Source organism: Sphingobacterium sp. UBA1897 (genome assembly GCF_002337775.1).
Classification (GTDB): Bacteria; Bacteroidota; Bacteroidia; order Sphingobacteriales; family Sphingobacteriaceae; genus Sphingobacterium; species Sphingobacterium siyangense.
In genome coordinates, this window is the sequence record NZ_DDGR01000019.1 from 20,726 (window position 1) to 39,603 (window position 18,878).

Below are 18,878 nucleotides of genomic sequence, written 5' to 3' on the forward strand. Positions count from 1 at the left end.
TGACATCATGAATAGAAAATATATAAAACTCGCAGCTGCTGCATTGCTGATACAGTTTTCAAGCTGCAAACCGAATCTGGATCTCTCCAACCCGCAGGAATTGTCGACGGACACCTATTATAAAACAGCAGATCAATTGGAAAATTCGGTCATACCGGCCTACCAAGCGTTAATCGGCCGCACACAGGGTGGATATGCGCGCAGTTTGTATTTCGAGCTTTTGGCTCCTGGGGATGATTACAATCATACCTTCAAATGGGAACCCATGTATCAGGATACCTACAATACCCCTGCGAGCGATGGGATGGCCGCCCAGACCTGGAGAGATTTTTGGAACGGGGTGTTTGCGGCTAATTTAGCCATCGATCGGATTCAGAAGTTTGAAGGCGAAATAGATCAAAATAGAAAGAATAGACTCTTGGGGGAAGCGTATTTTTTGAGAGCACTGAACTATTTGCACCTGAGCATGTTGTTTGGCGAAACCATTCCGCTGATCAATAAACCTGTCGAGACCAACGAAGATTATTATCCGGGCAACGCAGCGGCGGGTGCCGTGTATGCGCTGATCGTGGATGATTTTAAGAAAGCATCGGAATTGTTGCCAACGCGGGCAGCACTCTATGCCGACAGTAAAATGATCGGTCGGGCAACCAAAGGTGCAGCACAGGCTTACCTGGCCAAAACTTATTTGTATAAACCCATCCTCGCAAAAGGACAGGCAGCGGATTTTGCCAATGCTGAGATCCAGTTGAAAAGCGTGATTGATAGCAAGGAGTATCAGTTGATGTCCTCTTACAGGGATAATTTTCTGGAAACAAAAGAGAATAATCAGGAGTCTGTTTTTGAGGTGCAACTCTACAATGGACCGGGCTGGCTGGGGGACGATATATCGAGTTCATGGCGGTGGCAGGAAATCGGAATGTTTGACGGAACGGGTGGTGCCTGGTGGAATCTGGCGCCCAATAAAATGGCACATGATGAATTTGAAGAAGGAGATCCCCGGAAATATATGACGCTTTGGTGCGAGAATGGTGCAAAGTTTACGCAGCTGGACGGTAAGGTCACGACCTATACGGACTGGATGAAAAACCTGGCGACCAATAAAGATTTCTTTGGTACCCGGAAATATTGTCCGGATGTTCAGATCGCTGACTTTGATAATGGTAACAATGATCGTATTTTTCGCTATAGCGATGTGCTGCTGCTTTATGCGGAATGTCTCAATGAACGTGGCGATATCGCCGGAGCGAAACAATACATCAACCTGGTGCGTAAGCGCGCCAATAATATCGTTCCGGATGAGCAGCCACACCTATGGTATCAAAAATCCAATGGAACAATTCCTGATGTAGATGGATTGATCGCTCAGGGATTAGTAAAAAACGGCGTTCCTTTAAATACGATCAAAAATATTATCGTGCATGAGCGATTTGTTGAATTTTTGGGAGAATATCAGCGGTATTTTGACCTGTTACGGTGGGGGATGGCCAATCCAAGCTGGCTGGAACCTTTAAAAAAAGGCGGCTGGTCTACCAAAGCAATGTTCTATCCTTTTCCACAGTCGGAATTGGACAACAATAAAAATTTGAAAGGCAATGATATGAACAATTGATCTGGGAAAATAGATGTTTTTATTTATTCATAGTTAGTGTTAGGTGGAGGTGTCCTTTTTAGGGCACCTTTTTTTGGTTCAACTGATCAAAAAGAATCCTGTGTCGATATTGTACTAGTATTGATCGATTATGTAGTTTCTTTCCTGATCCAATACAGGTATTTTTGGTATTCAAGTAGATAACAAATTATAAACCGAATGCCTTTGTCGTGCAATTTGTGTCGAGGCATTCTGATCGAAGATCATTGTATAATGGACAGAAGAACAGCAATTAAGTTTCTCGGTGCAACTATTCCGACGCTTTTCCTGAGTAAATTTAGCCTTTCCCAAGCTCATCTGGGGAAAGCTCCTTTTAATCCCGACTGGCGTTCATTAGAAAATTATCAGGTGCCTGAGTGGTTCAGGGATGCCAAATTTGGTATCTGGGCGCACTGGGGCCCGCAGTGTCAGCCCGAGCGCGGCGATTGGTATGCGCGGGGCATGTATCAGGAGGGATCCGATCAGTATAATTATCACGTTGAAAAATATGGACATCCTTCGGTGTTTGGTTTTAAAGATGTTATCCATCAGTGGAAAGCCGAAAATTGGAATCCGGAAGAGTTAATGGAACTGTATCAAAATGCCGGAGCCCAGTATTTTATGGCTTTGGCCAATCATCATGATAATCTAGACCTTTATCGCAGCAGCCACCATCAATGGAATAGTGTAAATGTTGGCCCCAGGAAAGATATTATAAAGGGTTGGGAAAGCGCTGCAAAAAAAAGAGGGCTGAAATTTGGTGTCAGCGTACACGCGGCACATGCCTGGACCTGGTATGAAACGGCACAGCGGAGTGATAAAGAAGGCAAGTTTGCCGGTATACCCTATGATGGGAAACTAACGAAAAAAGATGGCGCAGGAAAATGGTGGGCAGCATACGATCCGCAGGAGCTTTATGCACAGGATCATGCGCTTAGTTTGGATAGTAAGGATGATAACACCGTTCATCGGCAATGGCATTGGGATGTGAATTCAGGGGTAAGTGTGCCAACAAAGGCCTATTGCGAAAACTTTAAGGCCCGGACCCTGGAATTGATCAACAATTACAAACCCGATATCGTTTATTTTGACGATACGGTGCTGCCACTTTATCCAATAAGCAATGTTGGCTTGGAGATCGTAGCCGATTTTTATAATAAAAGCGTGCAGGCAAATAAAGGCAAGGTTAATGTGGTAATCAATGGGAAAATACTGAATGAACAACAACGAAAATGCCTGGTATGGGATATTGAACGTGGACAGAGCAATACCATTGAACCGCAGCCCTGGCAGACCTGTACCTGTATCGGGTCTTGGCATTATGATCGCCGGATTTATGAGAATAATCACTATAAATCGGCTAAAACCGTAATTCATATGCTGATTGATGTCGTCAGTAAAAACGGTAACTTATTGTTAAGTGTACCATTGCGCGGTGATGGTTCTATCGACGATAGGGCGAAGGAAGTGGTACAAGGCATAGGAAGCTGGATGGCCATACACAAAGAAGCCATTGTTGGAACGCGTCCTTGGCGCATTTTTGGTGAGGGACCTGCACAAGAGGAAGCTCCTACATTGCATGTGCAGGGCTTCAATGAAGGAAAAGGTAAAGCTTTTACCGGCGATGATGTCCGTTTTACGACAAAGGGAAATGTCATGTACGCTTTTATAATGGGAACGTTGACCAAAAAGCAGCTCCAATTAAAGTCATTGGGTAGTTTATCACCCAATTCGAGAAAGGTCAAGTCAGTCCGGATACTTGGATATGCCGATAACATCGTTTATACGCAGCTTGATGCCGCGCTGCAGGTGACTTTACCGGATGATTTTATCCAGAATAACATTGCTACGGTTTTGGAAATCGCTTAGACTCGTTCCTTCGCCGTAGTGTCATTGTTGGAAAAACTATGGATTTAAGTCACCTGCAAATGGCAATTTTAAAGCAATGGAAGTTTATTTTTTTTGAAGAATTTTAAGCATGCTTGCCGCATAATTTTTACCCAGCTGCCGGTATCCGGCAGGACTGAAGTGTAGTCCATCGCCGATACCCTGGCAACCCGCAGAAGAAATGATATGGGCAGTTGGGATAGTAGCGGGCAATGTTTGGATGATACTGTTCATACTTGCGCATTTACCCCCTGCTTCGGCCGATAGGAGTTCACCAGCAAGTAGGGGTACATCTTCGGCGTTCAGGTGCAAATCGTGCAAGAGGCTTTCATAGACTTTTTTTACTTTATTGGGCCATTCGCGATCGCCGGTATTGGATTCCCCCTGATGAAGTAAAATACCTTTGATAATACCTTTCTGCTGTGCCATCTTGGCCAGGACGACGAGCCTTTCATAAGGATTATTGTCATAAGCTGCAAGCATGGATTTCATCCATTCGGGTGCCTTTGCGACATAGCTTGCCGTGCTATCTTGATCAAATAATTGAATATGGCAACCACCTACCGAAACGTTGATGACTCCGATCTCGATATTTTTGGGAAGCTTTTCTACAAGCGTTCTGCCAAAATAATCTGCAGGTGTAAGGCCTGTGTGGCAACGCGTGAGTGGTGCCCGGGCAGGATACCACTTACCGTACTGCCGTCCCAATTCGGGGCAATCTACTGCCGCTAGCACATGAAACCGGCTGTTGGTGATGGTGTCCTGAGGTTCGAATTGTCCATGTCCCTCCATATTGGATTGTCCTAAACAAAGGTAGATATGGAAGTTCTTGTCTTGGGCAAAAGCTGTTGTTCCGGTAAAACAACATACCAAGAAGATCAGTAGCAGCATTTTAAATTGTGTTTGTCGCATCGTGAAGCTTTTTATGTTTTTAAAATTAACCTATTTCGCGGTAAGTATGGCTTACCGCGAATAGATAGTGTTTAGTTCATGGCAATAAATTTGAACTTAAATAATTGACAGGAGGTACCATAGTAATCCCAAAGCTGAAGATTGGAATTGCCGTCCATGGTACAGTTGGGTACATCCCAACCGCGTGTAGCATCTACCTTTGAGGTAATTTTGTAATAGCCATTGGCTACAGCAGTTACCTTCCAGGCCTGAGCATCATTGCTATAGTTCTGCCAAAGCCGGATGGCAGTTCCAAGCGCATTGCTATTACTCGTCAGATCAATGCAGCGATTGCTTGCACTTGCTTTTGAAACAAAGCGCCAGTATCCGTTACCGGCATCTATAGCGACCCAGCGCTGTGCATTTGCGCCATTTCTGGTCCACGGTCTGAGCACTGCACCGTTGGCATCTTCACCTGATTTTAAATCAAGTACCTTGTTGGCATCGGTCTGGAATTCGATTTCGTAAATGCCATTATTGACCAGACTAGTAACTGTACAGTTAGACATGGGGTAATTGGAGGCAGCATACTGCTGAAACCACTGTTTAGCGGGAGCAGCACAGGCTTCCCAATCATTGTTAAAAGCTGTCCCGGCGTTGGGATCCCCTTTGTGGAGCAGATCGTCGGGGGCGAGAAGGTTCCAGCTTACATTGCCGGACTGATCCACAATATATTTTAAATTTGCACCAAAACCGTTTCCGCCAGCGGTACCGGTTGATCCCGTACCAAATGTGCCATATCCCTGTGGAGCCCAGTCTGTCTCTGTAATGGCAATGGGTGCAATGTCTGCAATAGGTTTAACATTGGTATTCCAGGCATTTTGAAAAGCTTGATAGGTATTGACACCACCCCAATACCCAGGGTAGATATGTACTGCATAGCCAATGTTGCCACCCGTAATAGGATTATTGACATAGCCTTGATAATGGGACTGCCAGCCAGTTCCTGGTATCCAGCATACATTGTTGGCACCGTTATTACGGATGATATTGACCAAGGGCTGAAAGAAATTTTTCAACGCAGCAAAATGCTCGTTGCCGGTCGTCCCCCAGTTGCCATTTGTTCCCAGAATCTCAACGGGTTCGTTAGCCAATTCAAACATCACATTGTCAGCATTCTTTAGTGATGGGTGCTGCGATAGGAAAGTCCATACGGTCTTAAGATAAGTATGATAGGCATCATTGACTGCGATACGGTGTGGACATACGCCAGGAGGACGCAAGATCACATACATGCCCCGGTTACGGGCATGGTTGATTAAAGGAATAATGACCTGATCAGTATAGGTAACCAAGCGATTATAGTTAAATCTTGAGATGTCGTCTTCAGGAATAGGAGCGCCCGGATCATTGGTCCAATACGGATCGATGTGCAGACGGATATAATTGAGATACCAACCGTCGGCCGCGCTGCTGAGTTTGTCAATGACTGCTTTATTGTAATTGAGCGCACCCTGAACATTGTAATTATCCCAGGTGCAGTAACCGGAGTTGGCACCATACTGGCAGCCATTGAACCAAGGGCTGGGTGTAATGGCCACTCCATGCAGGACAATATTGTTGTCACAGGGATCTTTGAGGTACTTCCCGCCTACATGTAAGGTTGGTGTCGTTCGTGGCCAACCTGTAACGGCTTGGGCGGAAACATTGGATTTAAGACTTCTTTCGGATTCGCTGGTCAAGGTTTTTTCTTCCAGCCGCGAGCAGCTGGAAAGAAAAACTAAGAAAATGACCAGAAGTAACCACATTTTGTTTGTTCTCATAATTTAAATATAAAAGGGTGATTAATGATCTTATTTTTTAGCTAACAATGCCTCAGCAACCGCCTGATAGGCTGGCTTTCGAACGAATCCTTCGGTCCATAAACCGATGGGTTCCCCACGTCTCCAGAATGAATTCTCTTGGTCCGGACTGTCCAGTGGGCTCCATATGGTAATACCATATTGCTTATCCTTGGGAATGATCTCAAGATATTTTTGAACGACAAATTTGTACATGTCGGCCTGCTGCTGATACATTTCAGTCGTTGCATTGCTAGTCTTTATGCCATTTCCCAAACCAATATCGAGCTCAGACACTTTGATCAGCTTGCCGGTGGCGGCCAATAGGTTAAACATACTGACGATATTGTCTTTGCTTGTGTTGATGTCGATGTGCATCTGGGTACCGATTCCATCCACTTTGGCCCCTTTGCTTTCGACGTAGCTGACATAGGCGATCAGCCCTTTACATTTGTTGTCACTGCCTTCCAAGCCATAGTCATTGATGAATAGGAGATCATTGGCATTACCATATTTGCGGGCAAACTGGAAGGCTTTTACGGCATAATCTTTACCCAAGTAATCCTGCCAGTAGAATTCATCATCCGCCAGATCGGTTTTGCCCACTCCCGTCTTTAGGGCATATTGGTCGGGCCAGTCGGACATCGGTTCGTTGACTACGTCCCAAGCCTTGATGTAGCCTTTGGTTTTCTCAAGCATGCCGGCAATAAATGTCTCCAGTGCTTTCGCGAGAATGGCTTCTTTCTCGGCAGGGGTTTTCTCGATCGTGCTGCCCCCAGGGCTCCCATAACCTTCGCCATTGGCGGACTGCGCTCGGGAGGAATTGTTTCCCCAGCCAAACCAGCCATCAATATTGCTTTCAAAATCACTGTTGGCAATGAGGCTTGCCGAACTGCCTGTTTTTGTCAGCACAACCTTGTCGATGAAGATGGTACCATCGTATTGACCAAAATTGATGATAAAACGGTTACGCGCGGCAGTTGCGGTCACTTTGAGTTCGTATTCTTTGTAGCTTGTTGTTAATGCCAATGAACCCATATTGTCGCCCGTATAATTGGAGGTGCTCTGCAGATCGATACCAATGTTGCCCGCTTTGCTGCCCCGGGCTACAATCTTCAATACATATTCTTTCCCTATTTCCGTGGGGTTAATGTCTGTGGCTGTCTGTGCTTCCCAGGCATTGACAACAGTGGGATTGCTCATTTTTAATGCATGTCCCGCTAGAGCTGGTCCTCCAGAACCTGGTATTACCACAGGAGCGATTAACTTATTCAGGTAGGCGGCATTCTGTCCCGAATGCCAGCACAGCGTGTGGCCATACAGTGCCATGTTGTTTTCCTGCGCAGCTGTGATCAGCTGTTCTACACGAGATAGATTCAGGCTTCCGTCGGCTTGCACAATGGAACCATGCTTCATTTCATAGCCCATCACCATTTCTTCGAAATTGCGGTTAGCCAAGCGGTAGAGTACTCCTTTGTTAAAATAATCGTTCATATTGAGCGCAACACCCAGCTTAAGTCCGGGGTTGCCTTGCTTATCCAGATAACTTTTTAATGGATTGTAAGCATTGATATCTTCCTGCGTCAGTACTTTCTCCGGTTTATCGACGGCGTAATCCAGTGGCTGATATTTGGAACAGGAACTCCAGGCGGTGCCGAGCGAAAGTAGGATGACGATAGTTTTATTGATTTTTTTCATCGTTGTTCGTTATAGAATTGATACTACTTTTTGATGGGTGTAAATGTTTCCATTTTTACAGATCTGTCCCGCATCACGAGGGTATCCTTGCTGGTGACACTCATTTGTGTCATATCGATCGTGTAGGAAAGATAAAGTGCATCTCTGTCTGCATTGCCCCAGCTGTTTTTTTCGCCCCGTTTGACAAACTTACCGGTTCCTGTAGCGGAGATGCCAGCACTTGCCGAGCTAATGCTACAATTGTTGTCGTCGTCAAAAGTTAAGTTCAGATTGACATTGATATTGACATCATCAGCTCCTTTAAAAGAAAGAGGCAAGATCGATTTCTTTAGCGCTGCTGTCGTGACGCTTTTGACTTCGTCTTTTTCTACATAAGCCTGATGTCTGACGATATTTTTTGTCAAGCTGTTATTGGCACCTTTGCCGACAATTTGGTCGGTACCCCGACGCAGGTAATTGCCGTGCCAGGGATTGATATATTTGAGTGCATAAAAGGTAAAATCTTTTGGTGCGACATCCCAATCGGATACAATAGCCCTATTGGCAGCCTGTAGCGAAGTTTTACCGGAGAGGATGGAATCGGCGTTAACCACTTTTGTCATCCTTAGAGGAAGTACGTAATAGGTTTCCAAGGATTTTGGGTCGGCAAAAAATGCGTCAGTCAGCTGTACTTCAACACCACCTGTGAGACTACCACTTGGGATATTGATCTGATTGCTAGCAAGCTGATAGTAATTGTTGGGTAATGCGGTAACTGTCTGCCCGTTTGGATAGCTAAGGCCATTCGTAAGGCTGTTGTCGACAACAAAATCGATACGGATGTCTTTTCCATTGTTGTATACTCCTCCAGTGGTTGCCATGACTTTCACCTTATGCTGGTTGTCGAGACTGTTGTCAAAAATGTCTTCGCCTAGGGTTACCGTTCTGACTGGTGTCTGATAGGCGAAGTATACCGATTGAAATTCGAAATCTGGGAACTCCCAGTCGTTATTTTTGCAAGACGCCAGGCTTACCAAAGCCATGGCGTAAAGAAGATTGATCTTTTTCATTATGCGTGTATTAATGTTAATTCCATCCCGTATTCTGTACAAGATTGCTGTATTTGAGTACTTCACTGTACGGGATCGGACCGTAGTACATAAAGTTTTCATAAAGTCTATTCTCTACCGGAATCTCGGTATAGCTGTTGTTGCTTATACTGATTCCTTTTGCAGCAACGTTGATATCCAACTTCCAGCGACGCAGGTCCCAAAACCGAAACCCTTCAAAACAAAGTTCTAGTCTCCGCTCATTGCGGATCAGCTGCCGCATTTGCTCTTTGTTGTTTTTTACCTGTTCTAGGTAAGGATCGCCATTGTTGGCTCCTACACCCGCCCGTCTGCGAATAGCCTTGATGATGTCGTAGGCCGAGAAGGTAAAAGTACCCATGCCAGTAGGCCCCCAGGCCTCATTTGCGGCTTCGGCATAGGCCAGATACATTTCTGTCATCCGTATACGTGTATTGAAATGCATTTGTTGTGTAGAAGATGAAGGGTTGAGGTTTACATCTTGGCGCAGCAGCTTTTTCAGGTAATAGCCCGTCCGAGTAGATGTCTCGACCTTATTTAACCCATCGTTTGTTGGACTATTGGCAGCGGTATTGATAGCCGTGTTGCTTACGCCTGCCGTGGCACCATTGACAATAATGTAAGTCTTCAATCGGGGATCCCGCTTGTCGTACGGATTGGTTTTATTGTAAGCCGAATTGGCATCGTCAATGGGATAGCCATTTTCCATGGGAAAGGCATCGACCAGATTCTGTGTAGGATTGAGACGTCCTCTGCCAAACAATGTTGGCGGAAAATGGTCCTGTTCCATGCTGTTGCTATTTCCTTTGTCGGTGCGCCAAAGTATTTCGGCCGGATTGGATCCGGAGGTTAAGCCATCGACCACATCTTTATTGTACCAGGTGAATCCTTTCGGATCGATACCACTTGGTCCGCCTTTGGCCTGGATGACCTGCCCCGCATAGGTGGCGGCTTGCTCCCAGGTTGTTTTGCTGCCCTCGCTGTATGCCGGACTTGCCGCCATTAACGCTGCTCGGGCACGAATTGCCTGCGCGATGCGCTTGGTCATGCGGAGTTTGAAATAGGCTCCAAATACACGGTTGTAGTCGTCTTTATTGATTGTGCCTGCGTATTTGACCGGAACTTGACTGTCTGCACTGATGTCTTCATAATCCATAGGCAACAGGTCTTCTGCATTTTTGATGTCATCGTAAAGTTGCTGCATGCAGGCTTCGAACGGTGCACGACTGTGGTTAAAATCCGAATTGACATCTTCGGGAGTCAGCAGGATAGGCACACCAAGTATCTCACCGGTACTCGACTTTCCGGCATGGGATTGCAACAGGTGAAACATAAATAGTGCCCGGAGACCATAAGCTTCACCTTTCATGCGATCGTTAAACATCGTACTGACCTTGGGATCCAAGGCCCATTCTACTTTATCACTTAGGGATAAAAAATTGTTGAGGTACTGTATGGCTGCATAGCTATTGCGCCATTGGTCGAAAGGATTGTTGATGCTTGTCCATTGTCCGGTTGCTGTTTTAAGGTAAGTATTGCTTTTATCGTTGCTCACAGCATTGTCTGTGGCGACATCATCAAAGCTATAGCTATTAGCCGGAACCCGGTTGTATCCATTTAAAAGTAGCCCTTGTGCGTAAAGGGGGCGACTATTGGCTGTTTCAATTTCAAGATTATTTTCAAGAGCCGGCTCAAACATATCTTCACAGGAAGAAAATAGTAAGCTGCTTAGGATGGCTATGGTTAGTATTCTTTTCATCATTCTCGTCTTAGATAGTAAAGATTAAAATAGTGCCTTCAGTCCGATGTTGAAAAAACGCATTTGTGGTGCTTGTCCAATATTCAATTGCATCGTTTCCTTTTCTTTGGCAATGGTCAGTAGGTTGGATCCCGTGGCATAAATCCCCAGTTCGTGTATAAACTTAGCATTGAATAGACGCTTTGGGAAATCGTAAGACAGCTGCACTTTGGATAGGTTGATGCGATCGGTCTTGTAAAGCCAAAAGTCTGAGCTTCGAAAGTTGTTGTCACTGTTAAAGGTGGTAAGGCGCGGATAAGTTGCGGTCTCCTTGGTCGACTCTGTCCAGCGGTCACGTACGACCACTGAATATTTATCTTCCGCATCTACCCAAAAGTAAGAACTGTTTTTCATCGCTTTGGCTCCGAACTGTCCCGTTGCCGCGGCAAATAATGTGAAATTATTCCATTTGACTGTCAGGTTGCAACCTAATGTCAGTGGGGCACCGGCCCATCCGCCTTTGCCTAAGTATACTTCGTCGCGGGTATCGATGGTACCATCACCATTCTGATCTTTATACTTGATATCCCCAGGCTTGACTTCTCCAAATGTTGAAAAGGCAGCTTGGTCAATTTCACTTTGACTGTTATAAAAACCATCATGCTGTAAGCCCCAGATGGCGTCTAGTGGTTTTCCGGCTCTGTTTTGGTAAGCAAATTCATAGAGTTCGTCCCTTTTTACCGCCTTGGTCGTATAGTACATCCCGTTGAAACCCAGTGATACGAAGGTTTTGTTGATCTGTTTGTTCAGGTTGATGCCAAAGTCGACACCCCGGCGTTCGTCGTCGTTAAAATTGACATAGGGAAGGTCTGAATAAACCGGCCAGTAAGTCATAAAATACATTGGGTACTGTGTTGCCGCCTGTACCAACCCGCCGCTCATCCGATTAACAAAGTAGGACGTATTAAAGGTGATCAGGTTGTTGTAGAGCCCACCTTCGAGGTTGATATTAAATTCCTTGCGTTTCGGGAATTTCATGTTGGGGTTGTCACCCCTGCGTCTGTCAAAGGTATGGACGAGGTCACCGTCGCGCCAGCTATACCATGCTGCGTCGTTATAGGTATAATAGCCCTGATAGAGGTAATAGTCGCTAATATCCAGATCCGTGTTTAATATACCGGCCGACGCGGATAATCTTAACTCATTGACGACTTTGCTGTCGACCAAAAAATTTTCTTTAGATAGACGCCAGGCGAGCGCTAAAGTAGGAGATAGGGCTCTTCTATTCCCTTGTGGTAATTTGGCGGAATGACTGTAAGCACTGCTAAAGTCAACATAATATTTGCTTGAATAATTGTAGCCCAACTGCAGCCCTAGGTTGGCATTGCTGGTTTTGTGGTAGCTGCCAGAGGCAGCGATCTGGAACGCATTGGCCAATAGGATTGCCGATACATGGTGGTCATTACCGTAGGTACGGTTAAAGTTTAGGGACCCATTGAGACCGATGGTCTGCCGATAGGTACTGCCACTGATATTTTGGATGCCTGAAATACGGTCGTCACCATATTTTGTGAGGCTACTGATAAGGTCTTTTCCATCATAGTTGTTCCACGATGCCTGATAAACAGCATAATTGTTGTTATAGGATTGGTTATAATTTGACTGATAATCCACAGCCAGGTTGGTTTTGAAAACCAATCCTTCCAGGATATTTTTCAAGTCAAAATTCAAACCCGTATTAAATTGAAACTGCCGATTTAGATAGCGGTTTGTGCCGCCGGCATAAACGTTTGCAAAGGCATTGGTTTGATCCAGCTGACTTCCCCCAAGGAGATATTTGCCATCGATGAGAAAATTGCTGTTGTTGACATACACCATCGAGTTGACGTCACCTTCTTCGATCATATCAATAGGAATGAGTGGAGAGAAGCGATGTGGCCGCACGGTTGCCGCTGCACCCCAGTAGTCCGCATTTACCCCTTTGGAAATATAAAAACTGGCTGCCGCATCGACGTTCAGGGAGATCAGATCATTGACTTTCACATCGATGTTACCGCGCATATTGAATCTATTGGCGCCACCATTTTTTTTCGCCTGTCCAAAATTGAGGAGGGACCCTTCAGACCAAAATCCAAAGTTGGTATAATATTGTGCACGTTGATTTCCGCCTGAGATTTCGGCGGTGGCATCGTAGCGATTATAGTGATCTTTGATATAGTCCGATGAATAGTAATCCACGTTGGGATAACGATAAGGATTTGTTCCGGCTGCATGTTGGTAGATTGTTTCGGTACTATAGAGTGGTGATAATCCATCATTTTGTCGAGCTTCGTTATACAATGTCATATATTCTGCGGAGCCAAGATATTGTGGATAGCTCATAGCCGCATTGATACCGCTATTGGCTCTAATTTTTATCTGTTGACCTCCGGATTTTCCGCGTTTTGTCGTGATGCTAATAACGCCTTTGGCTGCTCGGCTACCATAAAGAGCGATGGCATTGGCGCCTTTCAATACACTGACCTGATCGATTTCTGTTGGCATAACGTTATTGGCATCACGCGGAAATCCGTCCACTAATACCAAATAACCACCCATACCCCAAATATTACCGTTGTATCCCGGAATAAAGGCATCTAGATTTTCCAGACTGTAGGTGTTGTAACTCTTGTCGAGCAATTGTGGAACATTGATGGATTGTACATTGCCCATGAGGTCCTTCTTCTGAACTTTTCGGAAAGCGACCTGTACAAGTGTCGTACTATCGGTGCCAATACTGTCCGGACCAACAAATGTCGAGCGCTCCGGAAAAATATTTTTATGTTGTCTAATGGTTGGATTAAGTGATTCTTTCGCCATTCCTTCAGCGGTAGCTATCCAACTTAATCCAAGACATAGTGCTATTCTTAATTTTTTGTACTTCATTTTTTGAATGATTAAATGAAAAACTTGTTACCAGCCTGGGTTCTGATAGAACTCGGGATACATGTTGACATCTCTGACCTTTAGGGGCAACCAGTAATGCTTGCTTGTAAACTTCCGTTCCAAAAGCACATTTTCTTTCATGTTTACGACGCGGTTTTGGGATGGATCTACGGTGTTGAAGGTTCCTGCCCGATCAAAAACAACCGATTTTTTTAAGGTGTAAGGTGATTCGGTCAACAGCAACCAGCGTCGCAGATCATTAAAACGATGACCTTCAAAAGCGAGCTCCACAGCTCGTTCCCGCCGTAATTCAGGCAACAATGCGTTCGCCGAACCTAGAAATTTGGCATCTACATGACCCACGCCAGCCCGATCTCGAACGATATTGATCGCATCAACTGCTGTTTTACCGTAATTGTCGGCTTTGCCTGTAGCTGAGTTGGAAGCCATCATGGCGGATTCGGCGTACATCAGATAGACATCAGATAAACGCATATAGGGCACGTAAATATGAAGATTGGATCCATAATTATAGGCTTGATCATATTTGTTGGCTGTTATAGGGACAAATTTACGTAACACGTAGCCTGTCTGGCTGCCAGACTGGATATCTCGATAGCTTCCATTACTGTAAAGGTTAGCGTATCGATTTTTTTCGTCCTGTGTATTTCCCTGGACGACTTTTGTTCCATCGAAAATGATGTCCTTATAAAAGCGTGGGTCGCGATCTTTCCAAGGGTATTCGGCATTGTAACCTGATTCTGCGTCAGACTGGGTAATGTCTTTGATCGGTAAACCGTTTTTCATGCCATAGTAGTCGACATAATTGGCTGTTGGAATAAACTTCAATGCATCTCCGTCGGAGACGACCAGCGGAATGTACTGTTTACTGGTACCATAATTCGATACCCATGCGTCAATGTAGGGCCCTCTAAATATAGCTTCTGTACTGCCGGGCATGGCCCAATTTTGGCCTGTTGTGTAAAAATTCAAGTGAATATTGGCCATAGGAACAAGGGCGTAATTTGTCTGTCCGCTTTCGACAAGTGAAAGTAGTTCACCAAAGGCCTGAGCTGCTTTTTTACAATAGTCAGTATGATAGGTTTTATTCCCGGTAGACTGAAAATTCATCAAAGGGCTTCCCGCCCAAAGATAATTTTTGCCAAGATAAGCAAGGGCCATGATTTTGTTGATGCGCAATTGATTTTTACCCAGGGTACGTTTTCCGGCAGTGGTATTGTCCCAGTCGATCGGCAATAGATTGGCCGCTTCTCTAAAATCGGCCGCAGCAAGATCCGCACAGGCATGGTAGCTCAATCTTGGCAACCGCAGCTTTTCGTCACTTGGAAGTACATAATTGATGTACGGCATCCCGCCAAAATATTCCATCAATCGGTGGTGAAACCAACCTCGGAAAAATAACAATTGCCCCTTGATCAGGTTCTTTTCTTCGGAGGTGGCTTCGGTTAATTTGTCGATATTCTCTAGTCCGAGACTGACTTTTCGCAGGCCAAACCAGGCCGCGCTCCATAAATCGCGGAAGGCACGGTTGGCAAATACATCCCCATTGATGGTGGTAAAATCACCCTGATCCATCCAGCCGGAGCCCCAGCCGTCGGATTCTCTTTGCCAACCCCAAAAATTACCATTGTCGATTTTGTGAACAAAATGATAATTGCCAGCCGTTGAGGTCATTTCATCTTCACCCCAGTTCCACGAGTTGGTCCAGTAGTTGTTGCTGAAGTTGACAACACAGCTGTATAACTCTTCTGTATAACCTTGAAAGTTAATAAAGTTTTTAAATGCTTCTTTGGAGGACACATTGGACTGTTCTTCTTTATCCAGGTATTTTTTACACGAGAGTAGGGATGTTGAAGACCAGATCACAGTAGATATAAAGATTACCTTGAAATACTTTTTCATAGTGGTAGGATTAAAATGTAATGTTTGCACCTAGATTAAACCGCTTTACCGTAGGGTAGGCGCCCTGTGATGCCCAGCCCGTACCGGCATAATTGGATTCACGGTCGTCTGGCATTTTGGACCAGAAAACTAAGTTGTTGCCATTTAGAAAAATGCGAAGGTTTTGAAGCCCAAGTCGTTTGATTACGCTGGATTCCCGATTAAAATTGTAGGCAATTTCGGCTGTTTTCAATCGAATGTAGGAACCATCAAACATATACCGGCTACCGGGTGTATAAGTACTCGACTGTGATAACCAGCGTGGTAGTGGTACGTCTGCATTGACATTGTCCTTTGACCAATAGGAACCTTCGTCATAAGCGAGGTTAAGTTGGCCCGAGAAGCTGTTGAAAACAACTTGCCGGGTGACATTATTTACGGCATACCACTGGGTCATGACACTGAAATTCTTCCAATCAAATCCAATGGTGTAATTATAAGTGTTCTGTGGTACCGAAGGAAAGGCGTAGGGAATATTATCCTTAGCATCGATAATACCATCCCCGTTATAATCCAGTATATGATAATTGCCGGGTAGTTTCGCTAGGTCATTGCTTTCGTGCGCGGTACTCGAATAAAGTTCGTCCCAAGTATTGTAATATCCGGAGCTAACATAAGAATAGGTTTGACTAACTTGTTTGTTATCCGGTTTCTGATATTCGGGCAGCAACTCGGGGGCATCGGCATTGATGACTTTATCCTTGGCATGGGTAAAATTGATATCAGCCCATATTCTCCAGTCGGTATTGAGCTGTCTGTTAAATTTCAGTTCTACTTCAAACCCTTTATTCTGTACCTTACCTAGGTTGGCTGTAGGTGCCTCCATCCCAAAGTAGGAAGGAATGGCTCGGTTGGCGCCGCTAATCAGAACATCTGTCCGCCGGTCTCTAAAAAAGTCGACTTTACCGGTTATCTGGCTATTGAACAGACCGAAGTCGAGGCCGATATTGAATTTGTTAACTTTTTCCCAGCGGATATTTGGATTGCCAAGCGCACTTTCCTTATACCAGATATAAGGACTGGTATTGCCGTCGGAGTAGGAGTAGCGGCCTTCAACCCCCATGCCAGCGGTGCCCCCATATGCCCATTGGGTTAGGTACAGAAATTGACGGCCGCCACTATCGTCGCCGATGTCACCATAGGACGCACGTAACTTGAGCATATTGAGAAACGAGATAGGCCTCATAAACTCTTCTTCAGTAACTAGCCAGCCTATCCCACCGGAATTGAAAAAGGCAAATCTATTGTCAGGACCGAATTTTTCTGATCCCGTATAGGCTCCATTGTACTCGAGCATATATTTATTTTTGTAGTTGTAGGTGGTGCGGAATACCCAGTCTTCGCGATAGGAGGGAATCATACTCCCTGTTCCGGTCTGATTGCGGTTGAATAACCCCATGGCAGTGATGTTGTGATTCTTAGCGATGGTCGTTGCGTAGTTTAACTGCAATTGATAAAATAATCTTCGATAGGTAGACCAGTCTCTAACCTGTCCGGCACCGGTTGTCCAGTTTATGCCCTCGACGAAGTCAAATCTATTTGTACCATCGAAAGCGATCTGATAGGTTGGCAATCCCGTATTGGGATCGATCCATTTACTTTGTGTACTGTTGTTGGCATCATTGATACCGCGGCCGCCCTCGACAAACGTGTTGTCCAGTGAGATTGTCCCACGAACGTTAAGCCCCTTCGTTAAAAACTTAAGATCTTGTTCGAGCGTAAAATCTGTTGTAATACGACTGGTGGTGATGTATTCGGTTCCGCTGAGTGCCAGCACACGGGCAGAGTTTATCCCGGCTTGTGTGTTTAAGGCATAGTAACCCCAGGTACCGTCTGAATAGCGTGGATAAATAACATCTGGAGCTACCGTATAGGCAGCGATCCAATAGGAATAATCGTTGCCGCCGCCCCATGGACTTTTTTTGACACCGCGAGACCCTGCCAGGTTGGTTGAAAATTTAGTTGTGGGAGTAAGCTGGAAGTCTAAATTGGACCGTACATTTAGACGGTTAAAACCGTAGCCAGCTTTATAACCGCGAGCATTTTCGAACTGGCGGAACATATCGCCTTCGTAAAGAAAGTCCGCATTGGCAAAATATTTGACAAAGGGTGTGCCACCAGCAATATTGACGCTGCTATTTTGTGAAAAAGCGTGGCTTTTAAATAATTCCTTTGCCCAGTCGGTATTCACGTAACGTTCGCGTTCCGTCTGGTCAGCGGGAAAACGGTATTTATTGATGACGTCTTGTGGAAGATAGTTGGCCCAACTGGAAGGAGAAATCCCTAACTCATATTCGATAACCTTGTTGCGTAGCATCAAAGCATCGTACGAATCCATTTTTCCCGGAAGTTGGGAAACCGTTTTTACAATGTTGTTGACGGTACCGCGTATCAGCATTTGCCCTTCTTTACCCCGCTTGGTGGTGATTAAAATAACGCCATTGGCCCCTCTAACACCATAGACAGCAGTTGCCGAGGCATCTTTGAGGACGGAAACAGTTTCGATGGAACTGATATCAACGGCAGATAGTGGCCTCTCTACGCCGTCCACCATGACTAAAGGATCGGTATTGTTCCAGGTGCTACGCCCCCGAATCACAATACGGGGATCTTCCTCGCCGGGCATACCTGTACTTGCAGTAGTAATCACTCCGGGGACGTTACCGGTCAATGCGGCGCCTACACTAGAAACACCACCTGCGCGCTCAAGGATTTTACCCGAAGTTTGCGCAATGGCGCCAACGACAGTTTCTTTTTTCTGACGACCATAACCGACGACAATGGTTTCCTCGATTTCGATAGACTTATCGCTTAGTTGTACTTCTACCGTGTTCTTATTGTGGATATCCACTTCGATTTGGCTATATCCTAGCTTGGAGATAGTCAACAAATTATTATCTGCAGGGACTTGGATCGTGAAAGCTCCATTGTCATCGGTAGCCGTGGCTAGCGAGGTGCCTTTTACCCTGATGGACGCACCGCTCACTTTTTTATGGTTACTATCGACGACAATGCCCCTTATCTGCCTTTTGGCCTGAGCATAGAGTGTTGTCTGTCCAACATAAAGCAGGAACAGCAGTAAAGTGAATGGCTTAGCTATACCCCATAGCTTTTTCCAATGCCTTACTCGTGTGATTGTACATGTAATCATCATCGCATTTGTGGATTGATAAATAGGTTTAAGAATTCTTGGTTAAATTTTCTCTAATTGGCTAGATACGTTTGTATCGGTGTTCCCT

Annotated in this window: 10 protein-coding genes; 2 read left to right on the forward strand and 8 right to left on the reverse strand. The window is 45.2% G+C overall.

All coding sequences use genetic code 11. The features are described from left to right. Positions 1–7: 7 nt before the first annotated feature. Entirely contained in the window at positions 8–1,612 is a 1,605-nt protein-coding gene (locus tag B4N43_RS11055; RefSeq protein ID WP_075993570.1) for a RagB/SusD family nutrient uptake outer membrane protein, read from the forward strand. A gap of 252 nt (positions 1,613–1,864) precedes the next feature. Continuing rightward, positions 1,865–3,499, forward strand: a complete 1,635-nt coding sequence (locus B4N43_RS11060) for an alpha-L-fucosidase (protein WP_286734671.1) — start codon at positions 1,865–1,867, stop codon at positions 3,497–3,499. An 84-nt stretch (positions 3,500–3,583) separates the two neighbouring features. Here B4N43_RS11060 and B4N43_RS11065 read toward each other — a convergent pair whose 3' ends face one another. From B4N43_RS11065 to B4N43_RS11100, 8 genes are all read right to left on the reverse strand, one after another. Continuing rightward, positions 3,584–4,429 carry a sialate O-acetylesterase gene (locus B4N43_RS11065; RefSeq protein WP_075993568.1) on the reverse strand — a complete coding sequence of 282 codons (846 nt, stop codon included), beginning with the start codon at positions 4,427–4,429 and terminating at the stop codon, positions 3,584–3,586. Positions 4,430–4,500: 71 nt separating this feature from the next. Then, the gene (locus B4N43_RS11070; protein WP_075993567.1) at positions 4,501–6,231 is read right to left on the reverse strand and encodes an RICIN domain-containing protein; all 1,731 of its coding nucleotides are present in this window, start codon (positions 6,229–6,231) and stop codon (positions 4,501–4,503) included. 30 nt (positions 6,232–6,261) lie between these two features. Beyond that, positions 6,262–7,947 (reverse strand): endo-1,4-beta-xylanase, encoded by a 1,686-nt coding sequence (locus tag B4N43_RS11075; protein ID WP_075993566.1) that lies wholly within the window; start codon positions 7,945–7,947, stop codon positions 6,262–6,264. A 23-nt stretch (positions 7,948–7,970) separates the two neighbouring features. Continuing rightward, positions 7,971–8,996 carry a DUF5627 domain-containing protein gene (locus B4N43_RS11080; protein ID WP_145327914.1) on the reverse strand — a complete coding sequence of 342 codons (1,026 nt, stop codon included), beginning with the start codon at positions 8,994–8,996 and terminating at the stop codon, positions 7,971–7,973. Between the two features lie 16 nt (positions 8,997–9,012). After that, a complete protein-coding gene (locus B4N43_RS11085) occupies positions 9,013–10,776 on the reverse strand; it encodes a RagB/SusD family nutrient uptake outer membrane protein (protein ID WP_232475574.1) in 1,764 nt (587 codons plus the stop codon). 21 nt (positions 10,777–10,797) lie between these two features. After that, positions 10,798–13,677 (reverse strand): SusC/RagA family TonB-linked outer membrane protein, encoded by a 2,880-nt coding sequence (locus B4N43_RS11090; RefSeq protein WP_075993564.1) that lies wholly within the window; start codon positions 13,675–13,677, stop codon positions 10,798–10,800. A 27-nt stretch (positions 13,678–13,704) separates the two neighbouring features. After that, positions 13,705–15,600 carry a RagB/SusD family nutrient uptake outer membrane protein gene (locus B4N43_RS11095; RefSeq protein WP_075993563.1) on the reverse strand — a complete coding sequence of 632 codons (1,896 nt, stop codon included), beginning with the start codon at positions 15,598–15,600 and terminating at the stop codon, positions 13,705–13,707. A 10-nt stretch (positions 15,601–15,610) separates the two neighbouring features. Beyond that, positions 15,611–18,793, reverse strand: a complete 3,183-nt coding sequence (locus tag B4N43_RS11100) for a SusC/RagA family TonB-linked outer membrane protein (RefSeq protein WP_232475573.1) — start codon at positions 18,791–18,793, stop codon at positions 15,611–15,613. Positions 18,794–18,878 lie beyond the last annotated feature (85 nt).